The 23,338-nt window shown below is 62.3% G+C and carries 20 protein-coding genes; 5 read left to right on the forward strand and 15 right to left on the reverse strand.

Features of this window, described 5'->3' with window-relative positions:
• Nucleotides 1–67 precede the first annotated feature (67 nt).
• From P3T43_RS30995 to P3T43_RS31035, 9 genes are all read right to left on the reverse strand, one after another.
• A complete protein-coding gene (locus P3T43_RS30995) occupies nt 68–439 on the reverse strand; it encodes an FmdB family zinc ribbon protein (protein ID WP_429284817.1) in 372 nt (123 codons plus the stop codon).
• A gap of 136 nt (nt 440–575) precedes the next feature.
• Nucleotides 576–1,226: a methyltransferase domain-containing protein gene (locus P3T43_RS31000; protein WP_429284818.1), complete on the reverse strand. Its 651-nt coding sequence runs from the start codon at nt 1,224–1,226 to the stop codon at nt 576–578.
• A complete protein-coding gene (ubiB, locus tag P3T43_RS31005) occupies nt 1,216–2,793 on the reverse strand; it encodes a ubiquinone biosynthesis regulatory protein kinase UbiB (protein WP_429284819.1) in 1,578 nt (525 codons plus the stop codon). The genes P3T43_RS31000 and ubiB overlap by 11 nt, the downstream gene beginning before the upstream one ends.
• A gap of 15 nt (nt 2,794–2,808) precedes the next feature.
• The gene (locus tag P3T43_RS31010; protein WP_429284820.1) at nt 2,809–3,453 is read right to left on the reverse strand and encodes a ubiquinone biosynthesis accessory factor UbiJ; all 645 of its coding nucleotides are present in this window, start codon (nt 3,451–3,453) and stop codon (nt 2,809–2,811) included.
• A gap of 113 nt (nt 3,454–3,566) precedes the next feature.
• Entirely contained in the window at nt 3,567–4,568 is a 1,002-nt protein-coding gene (locus tag P3T43_RS31015) for a Tim44 domain-containing protein (protein ID WP_429284821.1), read from the reverse strand.
• Nucleotides 4,569–4,605: 37 nt separating this feature from the next.
• Nucleotides 4,606–5,337: a bifunctional demethylmenaquinone methyltransferase/2-methoxy-6-polyprenyl-1,4-benzoquinol methylase UbiE gene (gene ubiE, locus P3T43_RS31020; protein WP_429284865.1), complete on the reverse strand. Its 732-nt coding sequence runs from the start codon at nt 5,335–5,337 to the stop codon at nt 4,606–4,608.
• A gap of 67 nt (nt 5,338–5,404) precedes the next feature.
• Entirely contained in the window at nt 5,405–5,818 is a 414-nt protein-coding gene (locus P3T43_RS31025) for a gamma-butyrobetaine hydroxylase-like domain-containing protein (RefSeq protein ID WP_429284822.1), read from the reverse strand.
• Between the two features lie 8 nt (nt 5,819–5,826).
• Nucleotides 5,827–6,255 (reverse strand): HIT family protein, encoded by a 429-nt coding sequence (locus tag P3T43_RS31030; RefSeq protein ID WP_429284823.1) that lies wholly within the window; start codon nt 6,253–6,255, stop codon nt 5,827–5,829.
• A gap of 34 nt (nt 6,256–6,289) precedes the next feature.
• Nucleotides 6,290–10,384 (reverse strand): DUF3683 domain-containing protein, encoded by a 4,095-nt coding sequence (locus P3T43_RS31035; protein ID WP_429284824.1) that lies wholly within the window; start codon nt 10,382–10,384, stop codon nt 6,290–6,292.
• Nucleotides 10,385–10,905: 521 nt separating this feature from the next.
• Here P3T43_RS31035 and ilvA point away from each other — a divergent pair.
• Genes ilvA through queF form a run of 3 tightly spaced genes read left to right on the forward strand, consistent with a single transcriptional unit; the run spans nt 10,906 to nt 14,186 of the window.
• The gene (gene ilvA / locus P3T43_RS31040) at nt 10,906–12,429 is read left to right on the forward strand and encodes a threonine ammonia-lyase, biosynthetic (RefSeq protein WP_429284825.1); all 1,524 of its coding nucleotides are present in this window, start codon (nt 10,906–10,908) and stop codon (nt 12,427–12,429) included.
• An 18-nt stretch (nt 12,430–12,447) separates the two neighbouring features.
• On the forward strand, nt 12,448–13,365 hold the full coding sequence (locus P3T43_RS31045; protein ID WP_429284826.1) for a 5'-nucleotidase: 918 nt from the start codon (nt 12,448–12,450) through the stop codon (nt 13,363–13,365).
• Nucleotides 13,362–14,186 carry an NADPH-dependent 7-cyano-7-deazaguanine reductase QueF gene (gene queF, locus P3T43_RS31050; protein WP_429284827.1) on the forward strand — a complete coding sequence of 275 codons (825 nt, stop codon included), beginning with the start codon at nt 13,362–13,364 and terminating at the stop codon, nt 14,184–14,186. Before P3T43_RS31045 ends, queF begins: the two co-directional genes overlap by 4 nt.
• A gap of 795 nt (nt 14,187–14,981) precedes the next feature.
• On the opposite strand, the gene P3T43_RS31055 is transcribed toward queF, so the two are convergent.
• The 3 genes from P3T43_RS31055 to P3T43_RS31065 form a co-directional block, all read right to left on the reverse strand.
• Entirely contained in the window at nt 14,982–15,368 is a 387-nt protein-coding gene (locus tag P3T43_RS31055; protein ID WP_429284828.1) for a RidA family protein, read from the reverse strand.
• 92 nt (nt 15,369–15,460) lie between these two features.
• On the reverse strand, nt 15,461–16,942 hold the full coding sequence (locus P3T43_RS31060; protein WP_429284829.1) for an N-acyl-D-amino-acid deacylase family protein: 1,482 nt from the start codon (nt 16,940–16,942) through the stop codon (nt 15,461–15,463).
• 3 nt (nt 16,943–16,945) lie between these two features.
• Nucleotides 16,946–17,836: a MurR/RpiR family transcriptional regulator gene (locus P3T43_RS31065; RefSeq protein ID WP_429284830.1), complete on the reverse strand. Its 891-nt coding sequence runs from the start codon at nt 17,834–17,836 to the stop codon at nt 16,946–16,948.
• Nucleotides 17,837–18,012: 176 nt separating this feature from the next.
• Between P3T43_RS31065 and P3T43_RS31070 the strand changes: the two genes are divergently transcribed.
• Entirely contained in the window at nt 18,013–19,290 is a 1,278-nt protein-coding gene (locus P3T43_RS31070) for an amino acid deaminase (protein WP_429284831.1), read from the forward strand.
• Nucleotides 19,291–19,329: 39 nt separating this feature from the next.
• On the opposite strand, the gene P3T43_RS31075 is transcribed toward P3T43_RS31070, so the two are convergent.
• Together P3T43_RS31075 and P3T43_RS31080 are read right to left on the reverse strand one after the other, a co-directional pair.
• Nucleotides 19,330–19,785 carry a MarR family winged helix-turn-helix transcriptional regulator gene (locus P3T43_RS31075; protein ID WP_429284832.1) on the reverse strand — a complete coding sequence of 152 codons (456 nt, stop codon included), beginning with the start codon at nt 19,783–19,785 and terminating at the stop codon, nt 19,330–19,332.
• Nucleotides 19,786–19,814: 29 nt separating this feature from the next.
• Nucleotides 19,815–21,410, reverse strand: coding sequence for an MDR family MFS transporter (locus P3T43_RS31080; protein ID WP_429284833.1), 1,596 nt, complete (start codon nt 21,408–21,410; stop codon nt 19,815–19,817).
• A 140-nt stretch (nt 21,411–21,550) separates the two neighbouring features.
• On the opposite strand from P3T43_RS31080, the gene P3T43_RS31085 reads away from it, so the two are divergent.
• Nucleotides 21,551–22,393: an EcsC family protein gene (locus tag P3T43_RS31085; RefSeq protein ID WP_429284834.1), complete on the forward strand. Its 843-nt coding sequence runs from the start codon at nt 21,551–21,553 to the stop codon at nt 22,391–22,393.
• Here the strand turns inward: P3T43_RS31085 and P3T43_RS31090 are convergent.
• Nucleotides 22,363–23,334 carry an alpha/beta hydrolase gene (locus P3T43_RS31090; RefSeq protein ID WP_429284835.1) on the reverse strand — a complete coding sequence of 324 codons (972 nt, stop codon included), beginning with the start codon at nt 23,332–23,334 and terminating at the stop codon, nt 22,363–22,365. The two genes, P3T43_RS31085 and P3T43_RS31090, sit on opposite strands and share 31 nt — an antisense overlap.
• Nucleotides 23,335–23,338: the final 4 nt, after the last annotated feature.

Genomic DNA, 23,338 nt, shown 5'->3' on the forward strand with positions numbered 1-23,338 from the left:
CGCCAGAAAGCCACCCCGGCGAAGCCAGGTGCGGCGAGTGTGCCGCCCCGAAAGGCGACGACGCTAGCTAGGCATTACTGGAGCCCGTGTTGGCTGCGGGTGCGGCAGGTGCTGCTGGCCCCGCCGGCGCCGCGGCTGGGCTCGCGGAACTCGCGGCTGCGCTGTCCGACGTACCGCTTGCCGTGTCACCACCTTCGGTCTTGGCCGGTGCGGCCTCCGTGCCGCCGTTCGGGGCCGTAGCGCTCTTTGCGCTATTACCGCCGCGGAAATCGGTCACGTACCAGCCCGAACCCTTCAATTGAAACCCGGCTGCGGTCACCTGCTTGCGAAAGGTGTCTTTTCCGCACTCAGGGCAGTTGGACAACGGAGCGTCGCTCATCTTCTGAAGCACGTCCTTTCCGAAGCCGCATGACTCGCAGCGATAAGCGTAGATCGGCATGATCTTTTCCCTACAGTAATCTGATAAACGCTTGCAAAGCCTTGAATTATAGCCGCAAACAATACCCATCCCCGGTTTTTGGGGCGAGCGGCCGACGCAGGCACCGTTTTCTTAAATGGGGGCGCTCCGTGTGGGATCAAGTCCCGGGGGCAGCACGGCGGCGCCAGGTCAGCCAGCGCTCACGCCCGGCGAACACGGGAATGGAATCGCTCACCGGCTCGTCTTCGATCAGATCGAAGTACGGTGTCAACAACGTGTCGAGCTCGTCGCGTTCGATACCGAACGGCGGTCCTTTGAGGCTGGCGCCGAGGAAATAGAAGCCGGCCAGCAGCGCACCGGCGGGAAGAAGCTCGGCCATGCGCTGCGCATAATCGGTGCGACGGTCTTTTGGCAACGCGCACAGAAAGGCGCGTTCGTAGATCCAGTCCGGTGTGAATGGCGGCTGCCAGGCAAAGAAATCCGCCGGCTCGACCACCTGCGCGTGTGCCCCCAATTGTGCCCGGGCAGCCGCGACCGCCGCGGGCGAGAAATCGATCGCCTGCACCTGGCGTCCCTGAGCGGCTAGCCACAGCGCCTCCCACGCGCTGCCGCAACCGGGGATCAACACTGCCGCATGGACATGCTTCGCGGCGAACGCTTGAAACGCCGCCGGCACGCCAGCCTGATCCCATGGGATAAAACCTCGCTCGAAACGCTCGTCCCAGAACGCCGGGGAGTTTGGGTCCCGCGTGGTGAAGTCCGCGCCTATAGGGTTGGCCGGCTGGGCCGGCGGAGTCTTATCCACCATATGCCAGCGCCAGCCACGCACGTGCCACGACCGCTCCCACGCCAACCGCAATCCCGAACAGCAGCAAGCCCTGCAACAGCCGGTTGGTCCGCTTCTGTTCGAGCAGGATCTGGCGAATCATGTCGTCGCCCGCGCCGCGCGAGCTGTCATGACGTTCCGCCAGCACGTGATGGATCAGACGCGGCAATTGCGGCAGCGTCTTGCTCCACTGCGGCGCCTCGATCTTGAGCCGCTCATACCAGCCGCGCAGGCCGATCTGTTCGTTCATCCAGCGTTCGAGGTAAGGCTTGGCGGTCTTCCAGAGGTCGAGCTCCGGATCGAGCGAACGCCCCAGCCCTTCGACGTTCAGCATGGTCTTTTGCAACAGCACGAGCTGCGGCTGGATTTCGACGTTGAAACGGCGCGAGGTAGAGAACAGGCGCATCAGGACCTGACCTAGCGAAATGTCCTTCAGCGCGCGGTCGAAGTACGGCTCGCAGACAGCACGAATCGCGCTCTCCAGTTCCTCGACACGCGTGGTGGGTGGCACCCAGCCCGACTCCAGATGCAGCGTGGCAACCCGATGGTAGTCACGCTTGAAGAACGCGAGGAAGTTCTGCGCGAGGTAGTTTTTATCGAAATCCGACAGCGCGCCGATGATGCCGAAGTCCAGCGCGATATACCGTCCGAAGTGCGCCGGATCGAGACTCACCTGAATATTGCCCGGATGCATGTCGGCGTGGAAAAAGCCGTCGCGGAACACCTGGGTGAAAAAAATCTCGACGCCTTCGCGGGCCAGCTTAGGAATGTCCACGCCCGCGGCGCGCAATGTCTCCACCTGGCTGATCGGCACACCGACCATGCGCTCCATCACTAACACGGTAGGCGTGCAGAACTCCCAGTACATCTCAGGCACGAGCAGCAGATCGAGGCCCGCGAAATTGCGGCGCAACTGGCTGCCATTGGCCGCTTCGCGCATCAGGTCGAGTTCGTCGTGCAGGTACTTGTCGAACTCCGCCACCACCTCGCGCGGCTTAAGACGCTTGCCGTCCGCCCACAGACGCTCGGCCCAGACGGCGATATCGCGCAGCAACGCGAGGTCCGAATCGATCACGGGCAGCATGTTCGGGCGCAATACCTTCACCGCAACCGCCTTGCCCGCATGCTGGCCGGCCTTCACCTTGGCGAAGTGCACTTGCGCGATCGACGCGCTCGCCACCGGCACCCGTTCGAAATCGTCGAACAGCACGTCGACCGGTGCACCGAGCGACTTCTCGACCAGCCCGATCGCGACATCCGAAGGGAACGGGGGCACCTGATCCTGCAGTTTGGCAAGCTCGTTGGCAATGTCGACGGGCAGCAGGTCGCGCCGGGTCGAGAGGACCTGGCCGAACTTCACGAAGATCGGCCCGAGGCTTTCCAGCGCGAGGCGCAGACGCACGCCAGGCGGCTGCTCGAACTTGCGGCCAATGGTGGTGATACGCAGCAAAAACCGCACGCGACGGTCGTTGATGCGGCCCAGCATCATTTCATCGAGACCGAAGCGGATGACTGTGAAGAAAATCTTGAGAAAACGCAGAAAACGCATGGTTGAGCCCTGTGACTAGCGCGTGCCGCGCGACGTGGCGGCGCCGGCCGGCGCATTGACGCCGCGGGCTTCGACCTTCTGTTCAAGGCGCTCGAGGCGCTTTTCGACGCGAGCCAGCGCATCGCGGGCGCGAGCGAGTTCGGCATTGAACTCGCCTAGCGCAGCGCGGCGCACCAGTTGCGGATTTTCATCGAGCAGGTATTCGGCGACCGAATCGAGCAGATTGCGCCCGGTGCGGCGCGCATGCTCGCCGACCGAACGCGCCACCGTGGCCACCCGCCACGCCGGACCATCGCCAATCAGACGCGCCAGATCTTCCTCCGGCTCCCAGCGCAAATGCTCCGCGAGTTTGGCGATCGCCGTGGCGAACTCCGCGTCGCCTTCGATCTTCACATGCTTCATCACGGCAGCCTGACCACCCTGCACAAAGGCCGACAACGCCTCCGACGGGACGGACACGGTGACGTCGAACTGATGCGTTTGCGATTCGTCGACCGCGGCCAGATAGCCGTCCGGCTGGACCAGCAGGATCAGAACGACAGGCGGACAGGACAACCGGGCAGTCTTGCCGGCGTAGGGGACGAGGCGCTCACGTGCCCACGATTCGCGGGCGAGCAGGTGATTGACGGCAGCAGCGAAGGGCTTGGCGGCGAGGGTCATTGAGAGTGGCAAGAAAAAACCCGCGCGGGCGATGTGCCCACGCGGGTTCCTATTGTAACGTCCGTTCGCTTTCCGGCTTGCTCGGCCGAACGGCTAATGGGCGGGGTTCGACTTTAGTGCGCAGACGTGGCCTGGCCGACCTGCTGAATGCCCGCGAGCAACCAGCCTTCACCAGCGCGCGCCGACTTCGACAGATTCCAGATTTCCACGAACGGTGCGGCCGGCGCGCCCGAGCTTTCGCGCATCAGACCGGAGAAGCGCACGCTGGCGACGGACTCGTTGGCCATCTCTTCGACCCCCAGCAATTCCGCGTTCAGTTGCACCACGTCGGTCAGATTCGCTTCCGCGCCGCGTGAATCGAGGTCGACCTTTACTTCGGCGAACATCTCCGGCGTGGTGAATTCGCGGATGTCTGCGATGTTGCCCACGTCCCAGGCGGCCTGCAGGCGCACGAAGTACACCTTTGCGTTGCGCACGAAGGCATCCGAATCGAAGCCGGCCGGGACAACCGGCGCCGCCTGCATCACCGGCGCAGCGTACGAACCGGAACCCGAACCGGACGACACCGGCGTAAAGCTGGGTTCCTGCGAATAGGGATCACGGCCGCTGTTCAGACTCGGCGCGCTTGCCGCATAAGCCGGCGCCGCTGCGTCGCGCTTGCGGCCCATGAAACGGCGAATCAGCCAGATTGCCAGCATCGCGATAGCGGCAATTACGAGCATGTTGGCCATTGCACCGGCAAACGCCTCGCCCAGCCCGAAATGCGAGAGCAGCGCGGCGATACCCAGCCCGGCGGCCAGGCCCGCGATCGGCCCGAGCCAGCGCGAGCGGTTAGGCGCGGCGGCCGGAGTCGGCGCCGGTTGCGCGCGCTGCGCCTGAGCGGCTTGCGCCGATTGCTGCGGAGATGGTGAAGGCTGCGCCGGTGGCGTCGTTTGACGCTGCATGGTGCTGGATTGCTGACGGCCGATGCTACGGCCGCCGCCCATGCGTCTTGCCTCGGCGTCGAGCGACGCGACCGTGGCAACCGCGATCAGACCGACCATGACTGCCAGTCCGATTCTCCTCGCCAACGACCTCGACACCTTACGGGAAGATAACAACCTAGAATCGGACATGATGAAATATTCCTTTAAAAACGACGGGTTAGGGACCCTAGTATTTGGTCCCCACATGCAAAGCTACCACACCAGCTGACAGATTGTAATATTTGACGCCGTCGAGGCCAGCTTGTTCCATCATTGTTTTCAAAGTTTCCTGGTCCGGGTGCATCCGGATCGATTCGGCCAGGTAACGGTAGCTCTCGGCGTCTTTCGCGAAGCGGTCGCCGAGCCACGGCAGCACCTTGAACGAATAGACGTCGTAGACCTTTTTGAGCGGGTCCCACACTTTCGAAAACTCCAGCACGAGCAGACGCCCGCCCGGCTTCAGCACGCGGCGCATTTCCGCCAGCGCGATGTCCTTATGGGTCATGTTACGCAGCCCGAAAGCCACCGTCACCACGTCGAAGTAGTTGTCGGGAAAGGGAATTTTTTCTGCGTCGCACAACAGCGCCGGCGTAATAATGCCCTTGTCGAGCAACCGGTCGCGGCCCACCCGCAGCATCGATTCGTTGATGTCCGTGTGCCAGACCTCGCCCGTCGAACCCGCCTTTTTGGCGAATTCTTTGGAGAGGTCGCCCGTGCCGCCCGCGATATCGAGCACCTTGTAGCCCGGCCGCACGTTCGCCTGGGCGATCGTGAATATCTTCCACGCCCGGTGCAACCCGCCCGACATCAGGTCGTTCATCAGGTCGTAGTTGGCGGCAACGGAATGGAACACCCCCGCCACCTTCTGCGCTTTGTCCTGTTCGTCGACCGTCTGAAAGCCGAAGTGGGTTTTGCTCATCGCGTTCGTCCTTTCGCGTATTCTGGATTGTTGCGCCGCATCATCGCGGCAGTCAGGCCGAATCGTATCAGTGACAATGACCGTGCGGTGCGCCGGATGCAGGCATTGGGGCGTCCCGGTCGACACCTGCCGCTGCCAGTTTGTCGAGATAGTCGCGCCAGAGTTCGTCCTGGCGGGTGGCGATGTCGTACAGCAGATCCCACGAATAGAGTCCGCTGGAATGACCGTCGGAGAAGGTTGGCTGGAGCGCGTAGTTGCCGACGCCTTCAATCGAGGTGATCGTCACCTCGCGTTTGCCGGTCTGTAGCGTCTCCTGCCCCGGCCCATGTCCACGTACTTCCGCGGACGGTGAACAGACGCGCAGCAGTTCGAACGGCACGCGCCACGATTCGCCATTTGCGTATTGCAGTTCCAGCACATGCGACGTGGCATGCACCACCACGCCGGTCGGCACCGGCGTGTCGCGAGTTAATCCACTCATATTTGACCTCAGGCCAAGGTTTGTTCGATTTCGTGGCGCACCGCGTCGCGCAGCAAGGTAGCCTGCGCGCGCCGCGAAGACAGCAGCGCCTCCGACACCGTGCGTTGGCGCGGCGCCCAGATCGGCAGCGGAAAATGCGCGTCGTTCGAGTAACGCGGAATCACATGCCAATGCACATGCGGCACCTGGTTGCCGAGACTCGCCAGGTTCACTTTGACCGGCTGCAGGATGCGCCGTATGGCACGCTCGACCGCGTACACGGCGCGCATCACGCGGTCGCGGTCGGACTCGGCAAGATCCGAAAACTCGGCAACATGCCTGTTCCAGATCACCCGGCAAAAGCCTGGGTAATCGTGTTCATCGGCGAGAACGATACGCATCGTATCGTCCTGCCACAGCACGTCACCGCCATCTTCACGGCAAAATACGCATTCCATCGTCGTCCTCAAGCGTCAGGCGTCAGTCGTGCCATTAAACCAGCACGCGCTCGATTCCGCCATTGTTCGCCCGCTGCACGTAGTCCGCCATCCAGTCTTCACCCAACACGTGACGGGCCATTTCGACGACGATGTAGTCCGCCTCGATGTTCGCGTCCTCGTTGTAGCGCGACAGACCTTGCAGGCACGACGGGCAGCTCGTCAGGATCTTCACGTCGGTGGCACCCGCTGGTGTCGGAGCGTCGCCAGCCTTGGCTACCGAGCCGTTCGGGGCGCCCGCAGCATCAGCGGAAGCATTAGCCGGATCGATCGCACTGGCGCCTGCTCCGGCCACCAGAGGAATGCCGCGCAGCTTCGCCGCGCCCTTGCGGATCTCCTCTTCCTTGCGGAAGCGGACCTGCGTCGAAATGTCTGGACGCGTCACGGCGAGTGTGCCGGATTCACCACAGCAACGATCGTTCTTCTCGATCTTGTAGCCGTCCTTCTCCGAGCCCATCAACTGGTTGACGAGCTTGACCGGGTCCATCGTCTTGATCGGCGTGTGGCACGGATCGTGATACATGTAGCGCATGCCATGGACGCCATCGAGCTTCATGCCCTTCTCGAGCAGGAACTCGTGGATGTCGATGATCCGGCAGCCCGGGAAGATCTTGTCGAATTCGTAACCGGCGAGCTGGTCGTAACACGTTCCGCACGACACCACCACGGTCTTGATGTCGAGGTAGTTGAGCGTGTTGGCGACGCGGTGGAACAGCACGCGGTTATCCGTGACGATTTTCTCGGCCTTATCGAACTGGCCGGAGCCGCGCTGGGGATAGCCGCAACACAGGTAGCCCGGCGGCAGCACGGTTTGCACGCCGGCTTCCCACAGCATGGCTTGGGTCGCGAGACCGACTTGCGAAAACAGACGTTCGGAACCGCAACCGGGGAAGTAGAACACCGCTTCCGTATCGACCGTGGTGGTCTTCGGATTGCGGATGATCGGCACGATCTTGTTGTCTTCGATGTCGAGCAGCGCCCGCGCCGTCTTCTTCGGCAGATTGCCCGGCATCTTCTTGTTCATGAAGTGGATCACCTGCTCCACCACCTTCGGCTTGCCGACGGTAGCAGGCGGGTGCGCCGTCTGCTTCTTCGCGAACTTCTTGAGCACGTCGTTGCCGAGGCGCTGCGCCTTGTAGCCGACGCCCATCATCGCGGTGCGCGCGATATTAATGGTCTGCGGATTGGTGGCGTTGAGAAAGAACATGCCCGCCGCATTGCCCGCATTGAACTTCTTCTTGCCCATCTTGCGCAGCAGATTGCGCATGTTCATCGTGACATCGCCGAAGTCGATCTTCACCGGGCACGGCGTCACGCACTTGTGACACACCGTGCAGTGGTCGGCCACGTCGTTGAACTCGTCCCAGTGCTTGATCGACACGCCGCGGCGCGTCTGCTCTTCGTACAGGAACGCCTCGACCAGCAGCGAGGTGGCGAGAATCTTGTTGCGCGGGCTATACAGCAGGTTGGCGCGCGGTACGTGAGTCGCGCACACCGGCTTGCACTTGCCGCATCGCAGGCAGTCCTTGATGGATTCGGAAATGGCGCCGATATCCGACTGCTGCATGATCAGCGACTCGTAGCCCATCAGCCCGAAGCTCGGCGTGTAGGCGTTACGCAGGTCAGCGCCTTCCAGCAGCTTGCCCGCATTGAAGCGGCCATGCGGATCGACGCGCTGCTTGTACTTGCGGAATTCGCCGATCTCTTCCTCGGTCAGGAATTCGAGCTTGGTAATGCCGATGCCATGTTCGCCGGAAATCACGCCGTCGAGCGAACGCGCCAGCTTCATGATGCGCGCAACCGCCGTATGGGCGTCCTGCAGCATCTCGTAGTTGTCGGAGTTGACGGGGATGTTCGTATGAACATTGCCGTCGCCCGCGTGCATGTGCAGCGCAACGAATACGCGGCCACGCAGCACCTGCTTATGGATGGCCTGCGCTTCTTCGAGGATCGGCTTGAATTCGCCGCCGTTGAAGATCTGCCGCAGTTCGGCGCGGATTTCCTGTTTCCACGACACGCGGATCGTGCGGTCCTGCGTGACATGGAACACCGTGGCCCCAGGCTGCGCGTCGGCGCGATCGGCAAACTTCTCCGCGAGCGCTTCGTAGCCCAGTCCAACCAGATAATGCTGCGCTTCACGCAAGGACAGATCGAGCTTGTCGCGCAGGAACTCCCAACGCGTGCGGACCTGCTTGAGCAACGTGAGCGCATGCTGGACGCGGTCTTCGAGCAGTTCGGCGCTCGGAATCTCGTTGGCGTCGTCGCTCTTGCCGAGCGGCAGCTTGCCGGCCTTGAAGAAGGCTTCCAGCGCGTCGAGCAGTTGCAGCTTGTTCTTGATCGACAGTTCGATGTTGATGCGCTCGATCCCGTCGGTGTACTCGCCCATGCGATTGAGCGGAATCACGACGTCTTCGTTGATCTTGAACGCGTTGGTGTGCTTCGCGATCGCGGCCGTACGGCTGCGGTCGAGCCAGAAGCGCTTGCGGGCTTCGGCGGCCACCGCCACGAAACCCTCGCCGCTCTTGCCGTTGGCCATGCGCACGACTTCCGAGGTGGCTTGCGCCACCGCATCCGCATCGTCGCCGACGATGTCGCCGATCAGCACCATCTTCGGAAACGCGTTGCGCTTGGACTTGGTCGCGTAGCCGACTGCGCGCAGATAGCGCTCGTCCAGATGCTCGAGCCCGGCGAGAATCGCACCGCCCTGGCGCGACGTTTCGAACAGGTAGTCCTTGATTTCGACGATGCTCGGAATGGCATCGCGCGCCTGGCCAAAGAACTCGAGGCAGACGGTGCGCGTATGCGCGGGCATCTTGTGCAGCACCCAGCGCGCCGACGTGATCAAGCCGTCGCAACCTTCCTTCTGGATACCCGGCAGACCGGCAAGGAATTTATCCGTGACGTCCTTGCCGAGCCCTTCCTTGCGGAACACGCGGCCCTTGATGTCGAGCGATTCGGTGCGCAACAGCTTTTCGCCTGGCGCGTGTTCACCGTCGAACCACTTCAGTTCGAAACGCGCCACTTCGACGTCGTGGATCTTGCCCATGTTGTGGTCGAGGCGCGTGACTTCGAGCCAGTTGCCTTCCGGGTCGACCATGCGCCACCAGGCGAGATTGTCCAGCGCCGTGCCCCACAGCACCGCCTTCTTGCCGCCCGCGTTCATGGCGACGTTACCGCCGATACACGAGGCGTCGAGCGAGGTCGGATCGACCGCGAACACGTAGCCGGCCTGTTCGGCGGCTTCGGTGACCCGGCGCGTGACGACACCCGCGCCCGAGAAAATGGTGGCGACCTTGCGCGGCACGCCCGGCAGTTCGGTCAGTTCGACTGCGCCGAGCTGTTCGAGCTTTTCGGTGTTGATGACCGCCGAAAACGGCGTGAGCGGCACGGCGCCGCCGGTGTAGCCGGTGCCGCCGCCACGCGGGATCACCGTCAGGCCCAGCTCGAAGCAGGCCTTGATCATGCCGGCGATCTCGGCCTCGCTGTCGGGTGTCAGTACGACGAACGGATACTCGACGCGCCAGTCGGTGGCGTCGGTCACGTGCGAGACGCGCGAGAGGCCATCGAACTTGATGTTGTCTTTCTGCGTGACGCGGCCCAGCACCTTGGTGGCGCGGCGGCGCAACTCAGCCGTCTTGTCGAACTCGTTGGCGAAGTCGTCCACCGCACGGCGCGCCGCCACCACCAGCGTCTCGACGCGTGCGGCGCGGCCCACACCGGCTTCGTCGCCATGTTCGGTCAGGTCTGCGCGGCGGCGCTTCTCGATCTCCGACAGGCGGTGATGCAGGGCTTCGATCAGCAGCGCGCGGCGCTTCGGGTTGTCGAGCAGGTCGTCCTGCAGGTACGGATTGCGGCGCACCACCCAGATGTCGCCGAGCACTTCGTACAGCATCCGTGCCGAGCGGCCGGTGCGGCGTTCGGCGCGCAATTCGGCCAGCGCATCCCATGCGTCGTTGCCCAGCAGGCGGATAACGATTTCACGGTCGGAAAACGAGGTGTAGTTATAGGGAATTTCGCGCAGGCGCGCTTCAGGGTCGGCAGCCACCGCAGCGGCGGCTCCGTGCGGATCGAATACTTGAGGTGCGTTCATGTTTGGACGACTCGGTGAGTCAGTTGGGCGCACTCGCCAATCGATAATTAAGCAACGATTAAGGAGGCGCCGCCTGACGGTGCGCGTGGGGCGCAATTCTGGAAATCTTCTAGTTGGGCGAGGCACCTGCCGGCGGACCACACACGCCAGCCGCTTCGCGGCGCTTAGATGCAGCTACACGATCGTGCGCAACAGATGTGCCGCTGCGCCGCGGGACGAGACTCACGCGGGACGGGCATCAAATGGGCGATCCGAGGCTGCCAGTGCATCTTCCGATCCTTGTTCCAAAATGGAATTCTACCGCATGATCCGCGCACGCGTTGACGCGCGAATCGCCCGAAAACGGGCGTTTGCTGGACCAAACGCCTAACTATGTCCCATCTGGTGAGTCCAGAATTCTTCGACCGGACGGTCGGGCGGGCGCCCTTTCCCGAACCTGGCCGTTCGGTAGAGTCCAGAGCGCGGGCCGTTGGCGCTATCATTGTCCTTTCCCGTCTCACACAGCGCACCGCGCCACCCGCATGGCTTCTCACGACTACCTGAAGAAAACCCTGACCGCGCGCGTCTATGACGTCGCCCGCGAGACCGAGCTCGAACATGCGCCGAATCTGTCGGCACGCTTGCGCAATCCGATTTACCTGAAGCGCGAAGACAACCAGCCGGTGTTCTCGTTCAAGGTACGCGGCGCGTACAACAAGATGGCGCATATTCCGGCCGAGGCGCTGCAACGCGGCGTGATTACGGCTTCGGCGGGCAATCACGCTCAGGGCGTGGCGCTGTCGGCCGCGCGTATGGGCGTCAAGGCGATCATCGTGGTGCCGGTGACCACCCCGCAGGTGAAGGTCGACGCCGTGCGCGCGCACGGCGGCCCCACGGTGGAGGTCGTGCAGGCGGGCGAATCGTATAGCGATGCTTACGCGCACGCCGTCAAGTTGCAGGAACAGCGTGGCCTGACTTTCGTGCACCCGTTCGACGATCCGTATGTGATTGCCGGCCAGGGCACCGTCGCTATGGAGATTCTCAGCCAGCATCAGGGGCCGATTCACGCGATCTTCGTGCCCATTGGCGGCGGCGGGCTGGCCGCCGGGGTTGCCGCTTACGTCAAGTCGGTGCGCCCGGAGATCAAGGTGATCGGCGTGCAGACCGACGATTCCTGCGCGATGGCGCAGTCCCTGAAGGCGGGAGAACGGGTTACGCTGAACGAAGTGGGCCTCTTTTCGGACGGCACAGCCGTCAAGCTCGTCGGCGAAGAAACCTTCCGCCTGTGCCGCGAGTATCTGGACGACGTGTTGATCGTGAACACGGACGCCCTGTGCGCGGCAATCAAGGACGTCTTTCAGGACACGCGCAGCGTGCTGGAGCCGGCCGGTTCGCTGGCGGTCGCGGGCGCAAAACAGTATGCCGAACGTTCAGGCATTGAGAATCAGACGCTGATCGCGGTCACCTCCGGCGCGAACATGAATTTCGACCGGATGCGTTTCGTGGCCGAACGCGCCGAAGTCGGCGAGTCGCGCGAAGCCGTGTTCGCCGTGACGATCCCCGAAGAACGCGGCAGTTTCAAACGCTTCTGCGAACTGGTCGGCACGCGCAGCGTGACCGAGTTCAACTACCGGATCGCGGACGCCAACTCCGCGCACATCTTCGTAGGCGTGCAGATCAGGAACCGCAGCGAATCGGCGCAGATCGCCGGCGCTTTCGAAGCGCACGGCTTTGCCACGGTCGACCTGACCGGCGACGAACTCTCCAAGCAACACATCCGCTATATGGTGGGCGGCCGCTCGCCGCTCGCGCATAGCGAGCGCCTGTTTCGCTTTGAGTTCCCAGAGCGGCCGGGCGCGCTGATGAAGTTTCTGTCGTCGATGGCGCCGAACTGGAATATCAGCCTGTTCCATTACCGCAACCAGGGAGCGGATTACAGCTCGATTCTGGTCGGCATCCAGGTGCCGGGCACGGAGAACCCCGAGTTCGACCGCTTTCTTGCAACGCTTGGTTATCCCTACTGGGAAGAGACCACGAACCCGGTGTACCGGCTGTTCCTCGCATAGGCTGACAGGACCTGCCCGATGGCATTGACGCTTCAGGACAAGCTGGTGGTCGCGATTTCTTCGCGCGCGCTGTTCGACTTCGAGGAAGAGAACCGCGTGTACGAGGAAGGCGACCTGCACGCCTACGAAACGCTGCAGCGCGCCCGGCTGAACCTGCCCGCCAAGCCGGGCGTAGCGTTTCCGCTGATCCGCAAGCTGCTGGCGCTGAACGCTGGCGCGCATCGGGTCGAAGTGGTGATCCTGTCGCGCAGCGATCCCATCAGCGGCTTGCGCGCGTTCCATTCGTGCCGGGAACATGGCCTCGCGATCGAACGCGGCGTGTTTACGCGCGGACGAGCGCCGTTTGGCTATCTGAAGCCGTTGAATGCGTCGCTATTTCTCTCCGCCAATCAGGAGGATGTGCGCGATGCGCTGGCCGCGGGATTTCCGGCTGCACGCGTATTGCCGGAATCGGCGAAAATGGCGAGCAAGTATCCGGACGAAATCCGCATTGCCTTCGACGGCGACGCCGTGCTGTTTTCCGACGAGGCCGAGCGGGTGTTTCAGAAGGATGGCTTGCGGGCCTTTGTAGGTCATGAGATCCACAACAAGGATTTGCCGTTGGCCGACGGGCCGCTCAAGCCGTTGCTTGGCGCGCTGCACCGCTTGCAGAAGCTGGCGGATGAAGCCGCGCCTACTCAACTCGCGCCGATGCACATTCGCACGGCGCTGGTGACGGCGCGATCGGCGCCGGCGCACGAACGGGCAATCCGCACGCTGATGGCGTGGAACATCGAAATCGACGAAGCGATGTTCCTCGGTGGGCTCGACAAGAGCGCATTTTTGCGCGAGTTCGAGCCGGACTTTTTCTTCGACGATCAAATTGGCCACTGCGAATCGGCCCGCGTCGTGACGGCGACGGGGCACGTGCTGAGTGGCATCGTGAATGCATCATGACACCCGAACAATCACCGCTTGGCAAACCTGCCGCCTACACCGAACAATACGACGCGACGCTGCTCTTTCCGATTGCGCGCAAGGCCGCGCGCGAGGCGATCGGCATTGGGGCGCAGTTGCCGTTCTTTGGGACCGACATCTGGAATGCTTACGAGCTTTCCTGGCTGAATGCGCGCGGCAAGCCGCAGATTGCGGTGGCGACGTTCTACGTGCCGGCGGATTCGCCGAATATCGTCGAGTCGAAATCGTTCAAGCTGTATCTGGGGTCGTTTGCGCAGACTTCATTCGACTCGTTTGAAGCGGTGCGGGACACGATCAAGCGGGATGTCTCCGGTGCCTGCGGCGCAAGTGTTTCGGTGCATCTCACCGGGCCGATGGATTTCGGCAAGTTAGGACTTGAGGAGTTTGAAGGGACTTCGCTTGACCGGCTCGATCTGGATACGGATGTTTATCATCCGGATTCGTCCTTGCTCAAGGCGGCTTTGGATGAATCTCCGGTTGAGGAGACGGTGTTCTCCAATCTGCTTAAGTCGAATTGTCCCGTTACCGAGCAGCCTGACTGGGGTAGTGTGCAGATTCATTACGTCGGACCGCAGATCGATCATGCTGGCTTGCTGCGGTATATCGTTTCTTATCGAAACCATACTGGGTTTCATGAGCAGTGTGTCGAGCGGATTTTTGTCGATGTTCTTAAGATCTGCAAGCCTTTGAAGCTGGCTGTTTATGCTCGCTACACGCGGCGTGGCGGGCTTGATATCAATCCGTTTCGGACTAATTTTAATTTGCCTATGCCGGATAATTTGCGCACGGCGCGGCAGTGATTTTTTTGCCGGCGGCGCTTTGGGGTTTGGTTGGTTTTTGGGTTTTGGCTGGTTTCTTATGGCGTTGGCCTTTCCATGATTTGTTATCGGTCTGGTTTGCCTGCGGCGCTTTGGCCATGTTCTTGCGGCCTTGGCCTTTCCTTGTTTTGTTATCGGTCTATTAGCTTCGCCCCTGTGCGGGGCAGCACCTACTTTCTTTGCCGCCGCAAAGAAAGTAGGCAAAGAAAGCGGGCTCACACCGCCAGCTCTTAGCGAGTCATCTCTGTTTTGAACGGGAAACGGCCCAACACGAGACCGTCTCTCGCACCACAATCCACAGTGACACAGCACTCATCCGCTCCAGCGTTGCGCTGCGCGCCCCGCCGTCGGGCATAACCCGTCTGCGGGATATGTAGGCATCCAAACCATATTGAGGGCTGCCTTGAAGGCTTGACGCCTACGCCTCGCGATCTGGCGCACTGTATTTGTATGGCGCTTTACGTACTACAGCGCGCGCCTTCCCAGGCAAACCCGACCGCGACGCACGAAGTGCGGAGTGGGATGGATGAGCCCTTTGTCACGAATGTGGGTGGTGCGAGGACACGTCTCGTCTTGGGCCGTTTCCGCTGGCAGACCGAGATGGCTCACTACTGACTGGCGGTGTGAGCCCGCTTTCTTTGCCTACTTTCTTTGCGGCGGCAAAGAAAGTAGGTGCTGCCCCGCACAGGGGCGAAGCTAATAGACCGATAACAAAACAAGGAAAGGCCAACGCCGCAAGAAACACAGTCAAAGCGCCGCAGGCAAATCACCCCCCCCCTAAGCCGCAGGCGCCTTATAAGCCACACAATCAACCTCGACCTTACAGTCAATCACCATACTGGAAACCACACACGCCCGAGCCGGCGGATTCTCCCCAAAATACTCCCGAAACACCTTGTTGAACGAAGCGAAATCGCGCGGATCATCCAGCCAGACTCCGCACCGAACCACGTGTTCAGCGCCATACCCAGCCTCTTTGAGAATCGCAAAAACGTTCTGGATAGCCTTGTGCGACTGCGCAACAATCCCGCCCTCGATCACCTCGCCATTCTCCATAGGCGTCTGCCCAGACACGAACAGCCAGCCATCCGCTTCAACTGCACGTGCAAACGGCATATGTTGCCCACCCGTCCCCTTGCCACCTTCAACGCCATAACGCTTCATTACGAACACTCCCTATAAGATCCAGCGGCACGCAGCCCATGCGAAAACGCATCGTCCAGGCGCACCGCATCAATAAACCCAAAACAGAAAAATCAGAACACGCCCTGCGCATCGACCTGCGACGCCACACCACGTGCCACAAAATGCCCTGCCCGCTCGCCGGTCGGTTGTCCATCCCGATACGACAACATGCCATTCACCCACACAGCGTCAATTCCGTCCGCCGGCTGTTGCGGCTTCTCGAACGTTGCGGCATCCCGCACCCGCACCGGGTCAAACAACACCAGATCCGCGTGGTACCCAATATGCACCTCGCCACGCTGCGTCAAACCAAACCGCCGCGCCGACAAGCTCGTCATCTTGCGCACCGCTTCCTCGAGCGGCAACAATCCCCCGTCGCGTGCGTAATGCCCCAGCACGCGCGGAAACGCGCCCCATAGCCGCGGATGCGGCAACGGATCGTTCGGCAAGCCATCGGAGCCCACCATCGTCGCCGGATGCGACAGAATCCGCCGCACATCCTCCTCCGACATGTTGTGGTACACCGCGCCCGCCGGTTGCAAGCGCTTGCCCGCCTCCTGCTGCGTCACCCCCCACTCGGCGGCAATCTCCTTCACCAGCTTGCCCGCCATCTCCGGATGCGGCTCCGACCACGTAATCGTGATGTCGATATCGCCCGTCACCTGCTTGAGATCCAAAGTCGACGAACTGCGGTTGTACGGATAACAGTCGCAACCGATCGGCTGCAACCGCCGCGCGCCATCCAGCGACTTCAGCACCTCGACACTGCGCCCCCAGTTCGACGGCCCCGCGCACTTCAGATGCGAAATCACCACCGGTACCCGCGCATGACGGCCCACGCGGTAGGCTTCGTCCATCGCGTCGAGAATCGCGTCGAATTCCGTGCGCATATGCGTCGTGTACAGCGCACCGGCCGCTGCCAGCGGCTCTGCGAGCGCCATCACTTCCTCGGTCGGCGCAGCAAACGCCGAACCATACGCCAACCCGGAACTCAGCCCCAGCGCGCCGTGCTCCAGCGCCTCTTCCAGTTGCGTACACATGCCTGCGATTTCCTGCGCCGTTGCCGCGCGGTCGAGCCGGTCCATCTGGTTATTGCGCAGTGCCGTATGCCCAATCAACGCGCCGACGTTCACCGCCGGGCGCGCCGCATTCACCGCTTCGACATACGCCGCGAAGGTGGGGTATTGGAACGCATCGCGCTCGCCGAGCAGATTCATCGGATCGGGCGGGTCGCCCTTCAACGTCACAGGCGATGCGCTGATACCGCAATTGCCGACGATCACCGTCGTCACCCCCTGGCTGATCTTCGGCAGCATCTGCGGCGCGCGAATCACGTGGGTGTCGTCATGGGTGTGGACGTCGATAAAGCCCGGTGCGAGCGCCCGTCCGTTCGCTTCGACGATCTCTTCGGCCAGCCAGTTCGACAGATTGCCAATCGCCACAATCTTGCCGTCGCGCACAGCCACGTCACGTTCGACCGGCGGCGCGCCCGTACCGTCGTACAGTTGCGCGTCGATAATCAGCGTGTCGGCGGCTTCGGGATGCGAATGCATGAGTCAGTCTCCTAGCGGTTGTCGGTCGCCGCCGCCGCGATGCGCGTCCAGCGCGTGTTTCATGCGGCGCAGCAACTCGCGGCTCTCGTCACCCTGGCTGACCGCAAGTTCGGTGACGAGTACGTCGAGCGCCATCATCATCGCGTAACGGGATGACGATGGCTTGTAAATGAAATCGGTCTCAAACGCGACAATCGGAATCACCCAGTCGGCCAGTTTTGCCAGCGGCGACGCGGGCGCTGTCAGTGTAATCAGTGTCGCGCCATAACTGCACGCAATGCGGCAGTTTTCCACCATCTCCGGCACCCGCCCGGTGGCCGACAAAGCAATCACGACACACTCGCGCGATACCGTACTCGCCACCATGCGTTGCAGCAAGCCATCCTGATAGGTCGCGACCGGCCGGCCGAGCCGCACGAGCCGAAAACGCATTTCGTCGGCGAGCGCAGTCGAGCCGCCGCCCATGCCGAACACGTAGATCATGCGCGCCTCCCGCAAGGCGGCGGCGGCTTCGGCAACCGGCGCCTGGCGCAGCAACTGATGGTTGTGCGTCAGCGCGGTCTGCACTTCGTCGAACACGCGGGTGGCAAGCGGCTCGGGCGCCTGCCCCAGCGCGCCGCTTTGCAAAAAGCGCTGCCCCACTGCCGCTGCCTGGGCGAGCCGCAACTTCAGTTCGCGCACGTCGCGGCAGCCCACGGCCTTGGCGAAGCGCGTGACCGTCGCGACGCTAACGCCGGCCTGCTGCGCCAGTGCGCCAATACTCGCCCGCGAGGCGCCGGTCAGATCGTCGAGAATCAGTGCTGCGACCTTGCGCTCAGCCGAACGCAGTTCCGGCGCGCATTCGGCGATGCGAGCGACAATATCGAAAGTAAGCGGCTCAGCGCTGGAATTCATGACGGACCATAAAAATCGTGGCGAGCACTGCGCCGCCCGAGACGCCGCACGCGGCACCCTGTACCAGCCAGCCACAGCGCCGTGGTACTAAATAACATTTCAGGAAACATCCTACTTTCGGTAACATGTGAAAGTCAACTTCGCAGCAATTTATCTGGACGATGGAGCAGGATTACATGAAAGTTACAAACTATCAGGGCGCGACGATTGATCCTTATAGCAAGGGCTTGGGCATGGTTCCCGGCGCCAGTATCCAGCTGACGGACGCCGGCCGTCTTGAATGGAATCTGCTGAACGAGGACGTGAGCCTGCCGGCCGCCGTTCTCTACGCGGATCGCATCGAGCACAATCTCAAGTGGATGCAGGCGTTCGTCGCGCAATACGGTGTCAAGCTCGCGCCGCACGGCAAGACCACCATGGCGCCGCAACTGTTTCGCCGTCAGCTTGAAACGGGCGCGTGGGGCATCACCCTCGCCACGGCTCACCAGGTGCGGGCGGCTTATCACGGCGGTGTGTCGCGCATTCTGATGGCCAATCAACTGGTCGGCCGCCGCAACATGCTGATGATCGCCGAGTTGCTGAGCGATCCGGAGTTCGAGTTCTTCTGTCTGGTGGATTCGGCCGAGGGTGTCGAACAACTCGGCAAGTTCTTCAGTTCGGTGCGCAAATCGCTGAACGTGCTGATCGAACTCGGCGTGCCGGGCGGGCGCACGGGCGTGCGCGACGAAGCGCAGCGCAACGCGGTACTCGAGGCCATCGCGCGTTACCCGGACGCGCTCAAGCTCGCCGGTGTCGAAATATACGAAGGCGTGCTGAAGGAAGAAGAGGAAGTGCGCGACTTTCTGCGCAGCGCCGTGGCGATCACGCAAACGCTGGCGGACGAGGGACGCTTTGCGCGCACGCCGGCTATTCTGTCGGGCGCCGGCTCAGCCTGGTATGACGTGGTCGCGGAAGAATTCGTCAAGGCATCGCAGGCGGGACTGGTAGAAGTGGTGCTGAGGCCGGGCTGCTATCTGACGCATGACGTCGGCGTCTACCGGAAAGCGCAGACGGATATTTTTGCGCGCAATCCGGTGGCCAAGCAGATGGGAGAAGGTCTGCTGCCCGCGCTGCAATTGTGGGCCTATGTGCAGTCGATCCCCGAGCCCGATCGCGCCATCATCGGACTCGGCAAGCGCGACTCCGCTTTCGACGCGGGCATGCCCGAACCGGCACGTCATTACCGTCCGGGCAATCAGACGCCGCGTGAGATCGCAACTAGCGAGGGCTGGGAAATCTTCGGCATGATGGATCAGCACGCATATCTGCGGATTCCCGCCGGAGCGGATCTGAAAGTGGGCGACATGATTGCCTTCGACATCTCGCACCCTTGCCTGACCTTCGACAAGTGGCGCCAGTTGCTGGTGGTCGATCCGTCGTATCAGGTCACGGAAGTGATCGAAACGTTTTTCTAGGATCCGTACCCGCGAGCGGCAGGCACACAGGCTTGCCGCTCAGCGTTTCTCCTCGCCGGGCGCCGCCGCCGCGACTTCGCCAATGCGTGTCTCGAGCATTTCCAACGCGCCGGAGAGCGCCGCGAGCGCCTCGTCCGGCAGCGCGGCCAACGTGTCGTGCAGGAAAGCGTTGCGGCGCGGCAGGCTCTCTGCAATCGCGGCCATCCCTGTTTCCGTCAGGCGCACGTTGGTGACGCGGTTATCGCGCTCATCCATGCTGCGCGAAATCCAGCCAAGCACTTCGAGCGCCTTCAACTGCCGGGTCAGTGCGCCGGGGTCGACCCGCAGGCGCTCGACCAGACGTTTCTGCGACGACTCGCCGTCCTGGTCGCACAGAGCCAGCATCACTCGCCAACGCGGCATGGGATGCCCAACCTGCGCCTCGAACGCCGACATGAACGCCCGATAGGTACGTCCGAATTGCTGAAGGATGGCGATGCGATCCTGTTCTTCCATGGTGTGTTGTTGATGCGGGTGTTCGACAATCAATCTGCGTGGACAACCGGCTCGACCTGACGCCGGATCTTGATAGGCGGCACGCGGCGGCTCTGCCAGATCGACACGACGGCAATGACGGCGGCCAGCGCAAGTCCCAGATGAATCGCCGAGACGAGCGCTTCGCGCGCCGATTCGAGCAGCATCGCACCGTTGTGGCCGGCATGCGCCAGTTGACCCAGCAAGGTTGCCTGCGCGTCGCGATTGATCAGGATCTGCGGGTCGCCGAGATCGGCGAACCAGTGCGAGGCCTGATCGCGCTCCAGCGCACTGCGCACGCCGCTCGCGTACATATGCGTCACGAGCGTGCCGGTCAGCGCCGTGCCGATCATCCCGCCAATCATCCGCAGCGACTGTAGCAGCGCCGTCGCAATGCCGAGATGTTCACGACCCGCGCTTTGCTGCGCGAAGATCGTCAGGTTCGGCATCACAAAACCGAGGCCGAGGCCGCCGATCACCATGAACGTCATCAGCAGCCATTCCGGCATGGCGCGAGTCGCGACCACCACGCCGAGACACGCCAGCGCAAACAATGTGAAGCCGATATACAGCATCAGATTCGGATTGCGCACACGCGAGACGACCCGGCCATTGGCGATGCTGCCAATCGTGATGAATACGACGAGCGGCGTAATCACCAGCCCCGCCTCTTTAGGCGACATGCCGAAGCCGCCCTGGAACAGCAGCGGCGCGTAGAACAGCAGCGAAAACATTGAAAAGCCGCCGAGTACCGCGAGCGTGAACAACGCGGCGAGACTGCGATTGCGGAACATGTCGACCGGCAGAATGGCCGTCGGGCAGCGGCGCTCCCATTTCCACAGCGAGTACGCCGATACCACGCTCGCTGCCAGCATCGCCGCAGTCGTCACCGTCACGCCATGTTTAGGCAGCATTTCGACGAACAGTTGCAGCGAGCCGAGCGAGAGCGCGATCAGCAATGCACCAGGCCAATCGAGGCGCATCTTGCCTTTGTGTTCGATATGCCGCAAATGCGGCAGGAAGCGCCACACGAAGAACAGCGACAACAGACCGACTGGGAGATTCACATAGAAGACCGAACGCCAGCCGTAGTACTGCGTGAGAAAGCCGCCGAGCGACGGCCCGATGGCGTTGGCGATGCCAAACGCCGAACTCATCATCACCTGCCAGCGCAGGCGCACGACGGAGTCGGGGAATAGATCGGGAATGCAGGCGAATGCGGTGCCGACCAGCATGCCGCCGCCGATACCCTGAAGACCGCGCGCCAGCACGAGGAACAGCATGCTGTTGGCCATGCCGCACAGCACCGACGCGGCCGTGAAGACCACGATCGACGCAATCACGAATGGCTTGCGCCCGTAATAATCGCCGAGCCGCCCGAAGATCGGCACGGTGATGACCGAGGTCAGCAGATAGGACGTGGCGACCCACGCGTAGAGCTCGAAACCTTTGAGCTCGGCGACGATGGTGGGCAACGCGGTGCCGACGACGGTCTGGTCGAGCGCGACGAGCATCGTCACGAAAGAGACGCCGAGCATCGCCATCAGCGATTCACGGAACGGTAAGACTTGCCCACTCGAATGGTGGGCCGCAGTATGAACGGCCATTTTTTGATAGCGCAACAGTTGATACGACAATCAATAGGGAATCATACCATGTTATGTCGCTCTAAACTGCGACTGTCGGCGCGCATTGCACCGCGCCGCTGATCGCATAGATACAGAAATCGACCGCGCCAGGGAGGCACATGGAGTCCATTTCGCTCGCCGAACAGAGCTTGTCCGCCGAAGATCTTGTCGCATTACGCCGCGCGAAACACGAGCTGGAAAGCCCGGCGCTGGCGATGAAACTCGCTAGCATCGTCGGTGCGCCGCTCGAAAAGCTGATGTCGCGGATGCCGGCCATGGCCAACGAAAAAGTGGCGGACGCAACCCAGCTCGCCTTGCGCAAATGTCTGCAGATCGCCTTGCGCACACTGGGGCGTCAGGACGCCGCCACGCCGGTCATGGCGCCGGACAAGCCCAGTAATCTGCTGCACAAGTTTGCGGTAGCCACGACCGGCGCGGCAGGCGGAGCGTTTGGACTGTTCGCGCTGCCAGTGGAATTGCCGGTCACCACCACGCTGATGTTCCGCTCGATCTGCGACATCGCTCGCAGCGAGGGCGAAGACCTGTCGTCGATCGACACGCAGTTGCAATGTCTGACGGTACTGGGGATGGGCGGCACGTCGAAAGCCGATGACGACGCCGACTTCGGCTATTTCATCATGCGTGGGGCGCTGGCGCAGGCGGTCTCGAAAGCGTCATCGGAAATCGCCACCAAAGGCTTTACGGCGCATGGTTCGGCTGCGCTGTTACGCCTGCTCAACACCATCGCCTCGCGCTTTTCCGTCCAGGTCAGCGAGCAGATTGCAGCCAAGTCGATCCCGGCGATCGGCGCTGTGTTGGGCGCCATGGTCAATACGGTGTTCATGGACCATTTCCAGCTGGTGGCGCATGGCCATTTCACGGTGCGCCGACTGGAGCGCCGATACGGCACGGAGCTCGTCAAGTCGACCTATCAGACCATCGACATTGCGCTCGACGGCTGACTGCTGCGCGGGCCCATCACCTCGCGCACGAAGTCGGCGGCATCGTCGAGCGCCCGACGCGCCTCGGGGATGAACGGCGTGAAGATCTGCCACACGTGCGGCATGTTCGACCATATCTGCAACTCAACCGAAACGCCCGCCGAGCGTGCGGTCTCGGCCACCCGACGCGCGTCGTCCAGCAGCACCTCGGTACTGCCGACCTGAATGAACAGCGGCGGCAGACCGTGCAAGTCCGCATAGACCGGCGATGCGTAGGGATGGGTCGCTGGGGTGTCGCCAAGATAAACCTTCGCGGCCCTGCCGATGGCGGGACCGCTGAACATCGGGTCGGCGCCGTCGTTGGTACGGATCGACGCGCCGCTTGCGCCCAGATCGGCCCACGGCGAAAACAGTACGCCGCCCGCGGGCAACGGATCGCCTGCATCGCGCAGTGCGACGAGGGTTGCCAGCGCAAGCCCGCCTCCCGCCGAATCGCCGGAAATCACGATCGATTCCGCCGGCGTCCCGCGCGCGAGTAGTCGCCGGTAAGCGGCCAGCGCATCGTCGAGCGCAGCGGGAAAACGTGCTTCGGGCGCGAGCCGGTAATCGAGCGAGAAGATGGGTGCGCGCGACCGCGTCGCCAGACCGAACACGATCGAACGATGCGAACGCGGTGAGCAGAAGTAGTAACCGCCGCCGTGTAAATAGAGGATGGTGGGAGCGCTGGCATCGGCATCTGCGCCTGCAAGCATGCCGGGTTCGGTGGGCTCCAACCATTCGCCACGCAATGTCTCGCTGGCATCGTACTGTTCACGCAAGCGCCACCCGGAGGGCACTTTCGGCGACCAGACACGTTTTGCCGTGAGGGCACGCGCGGCCTCGACATTGATCTCGGTCTTTTGTGTGGCCGGCCGAAACTGACGGCGCAGATACCAGCAAGCGAGAGCACTTTGCCAACTCATCGGA

Origin of the sequence: Paraburkholderia sp. GAS41, assembly GCF_050436545.1 — a bacterium.
Classification (GTDB): domain Bacteria; phylum Pseudomonadota; class Gammaproteobacteria; order Burkholderiales; family Burkholderiaceae; genus Paraburkholderia.

What these genes read in the sequence shown, in the direction of transcription:
- P3T43_RS30995 (WP_429284817.1), bottom strand. Translation starts at nt 439, where the DNA reads ATGCCGATCTACGCTTATCGCTGCGAGTCATGCGGCTTCGGAAAGGAC.
- ubiB (WP_429284819.1), bottom strand. Translation starts at nt 2,793, where the DNA reads ATGCGTTTTCTGCGTTTTCTCAAGATTTTCTTCACAGTCATCCGCTTC.
- P3T43_RS31010 (WP_429284820.1), bottom strand. Translation starts at nt 3,453, where the DNA reads ATGACCCTCGCCGCCAAGCCCTTCGCTGCTGCCGTCAATCACCTGCTC.
- P3T43_RS31080 (WP_429284833.1), bottom strand. Translation starts at nt 21,410, where the DNA reads ATGGCCGTTCATACTGCGGCCCACCATTCGAGTGGGCAAGTCTTACCG.
- queF (WP_429284827.1), top strand. Translation starts at nt 13,362, where the DNA reads ATGACACCCGAACAATCACCGCTTGGCAAACCTGCCGCCTACACCGAA.
- P3T43_RS31060 (WP_429284829.1), bottom strand. Translation starts at nt 16,942, where the DNA reads ATGCATTCGCATCCCGAAGCCGCCGACACGCTGATTATCGACGCGCAA.
- P3T43_RS31070 (WP_429284831.1), top strand. Translation starts at nt 18,013, where the DNA reads ATGAAAGTTACAAACTATCAGGGCGCGACGATTGATCCTTATAGCAAG.
- P3T43_RS31000 (WP_429284818.1), bottom strand. Translation starts at nt 1,226, where the DNA reads ATGGTGGATAAGACTCCGCCGGCCCAGCCGGCCAACCCTATAGGCGCG.
- P3T43_RS31025 (WP_429284822.1), bottom strand. Translation starts at nt 5,818, where the DNA reads ATGAGTGGATTAACTCGCGACACGCCGGTGCCGACCGGCGTGGTGGTG.
- ubiE (WP_429284865.1), bottom strand. Translation starts at nt 5,337, where the DNA reads ATGAGCAAAACCCACTTCGGCTTTCAGACGGTCGACGAACAGGACAAA.
- P3T43_RS31045 (WP_429284826.1), top strand. Translation starts at nt 12,448, where the DNA reads ATGGCATTGACGCTTCAGGACAAGCTGGTGGTCGCGATTTCTTCGCGC.
- P3T43_RS31015 (WP_429284821.1), bottom strand. Translation starts at nt 4,568, where the DNA reads ATGTCCGATTCTAGGTTGTTATCTTCCCGTAAGGTGTCGAGGTCGTTG.
- ilvA (WP_429284825.1), top strand. Translation starts at nt 10,906, where the DNA reads ATGGCTTCTCACGACTACCTGAAGAAAACCCTGACCGCGCGCGTCTAT.
- P3T43_RS31065 (WP_429284830.1), bottom strand. Translation starts at nt 17,836, where the DNA reads ATGAATTCCAGCGCTGAGCCGCTTACTTTCGATATTGTCGCTCGCATC.
- P3T43_RS31090 (WP_429284835.1), bottom strand. Translation starts at nt 23,334, where the DNA reads ATGAGTTGGCAAAGTGCTCTCGCTTGCTGGTATCTGCGCCGTCAGTTT.
- P3T43_RS31030 (WP_429284823.1), bottom strand. Translation starts at nt 6,255, where the DNA reads ATGGAATGCGTATTTTGCCGTGAAGATGGCGGTGACGTGCTGTGGCAG.
- P3T43_RS31035 (WP_429284824.1), bottom strand. Translation starts at nt 10,384, where the DNA reads ATGAACGCACCTCAAGTATTCGATCCGCACGGAGCCGCCGCTGCGGTG.
- P3T43_RS31055 (WP_429284828.1), bottom strand. Translation starts at nt 15,368, where the DNA reads ATGAAGCGTTATGGCGTTGAAGGTGGCAAGGGGACGGGTGGGCAACAT.
- P3T43_RS31075 (WP_429284832.1), bottom strand. Translation starts at nt 19,785, where the DNA reads ATGGAAGAACAGGATCGCATCGCCATCCTTCAGCAATTCGGACGTACC.
- P3T43_RS31085 (WP_429284834.1), top strand. Translation starts at nt 21,551, where the DNA reads ATGGAGTCCATTTCGCTCGCCGAACAGAGCTTGTCCGCCGAAGATCTT.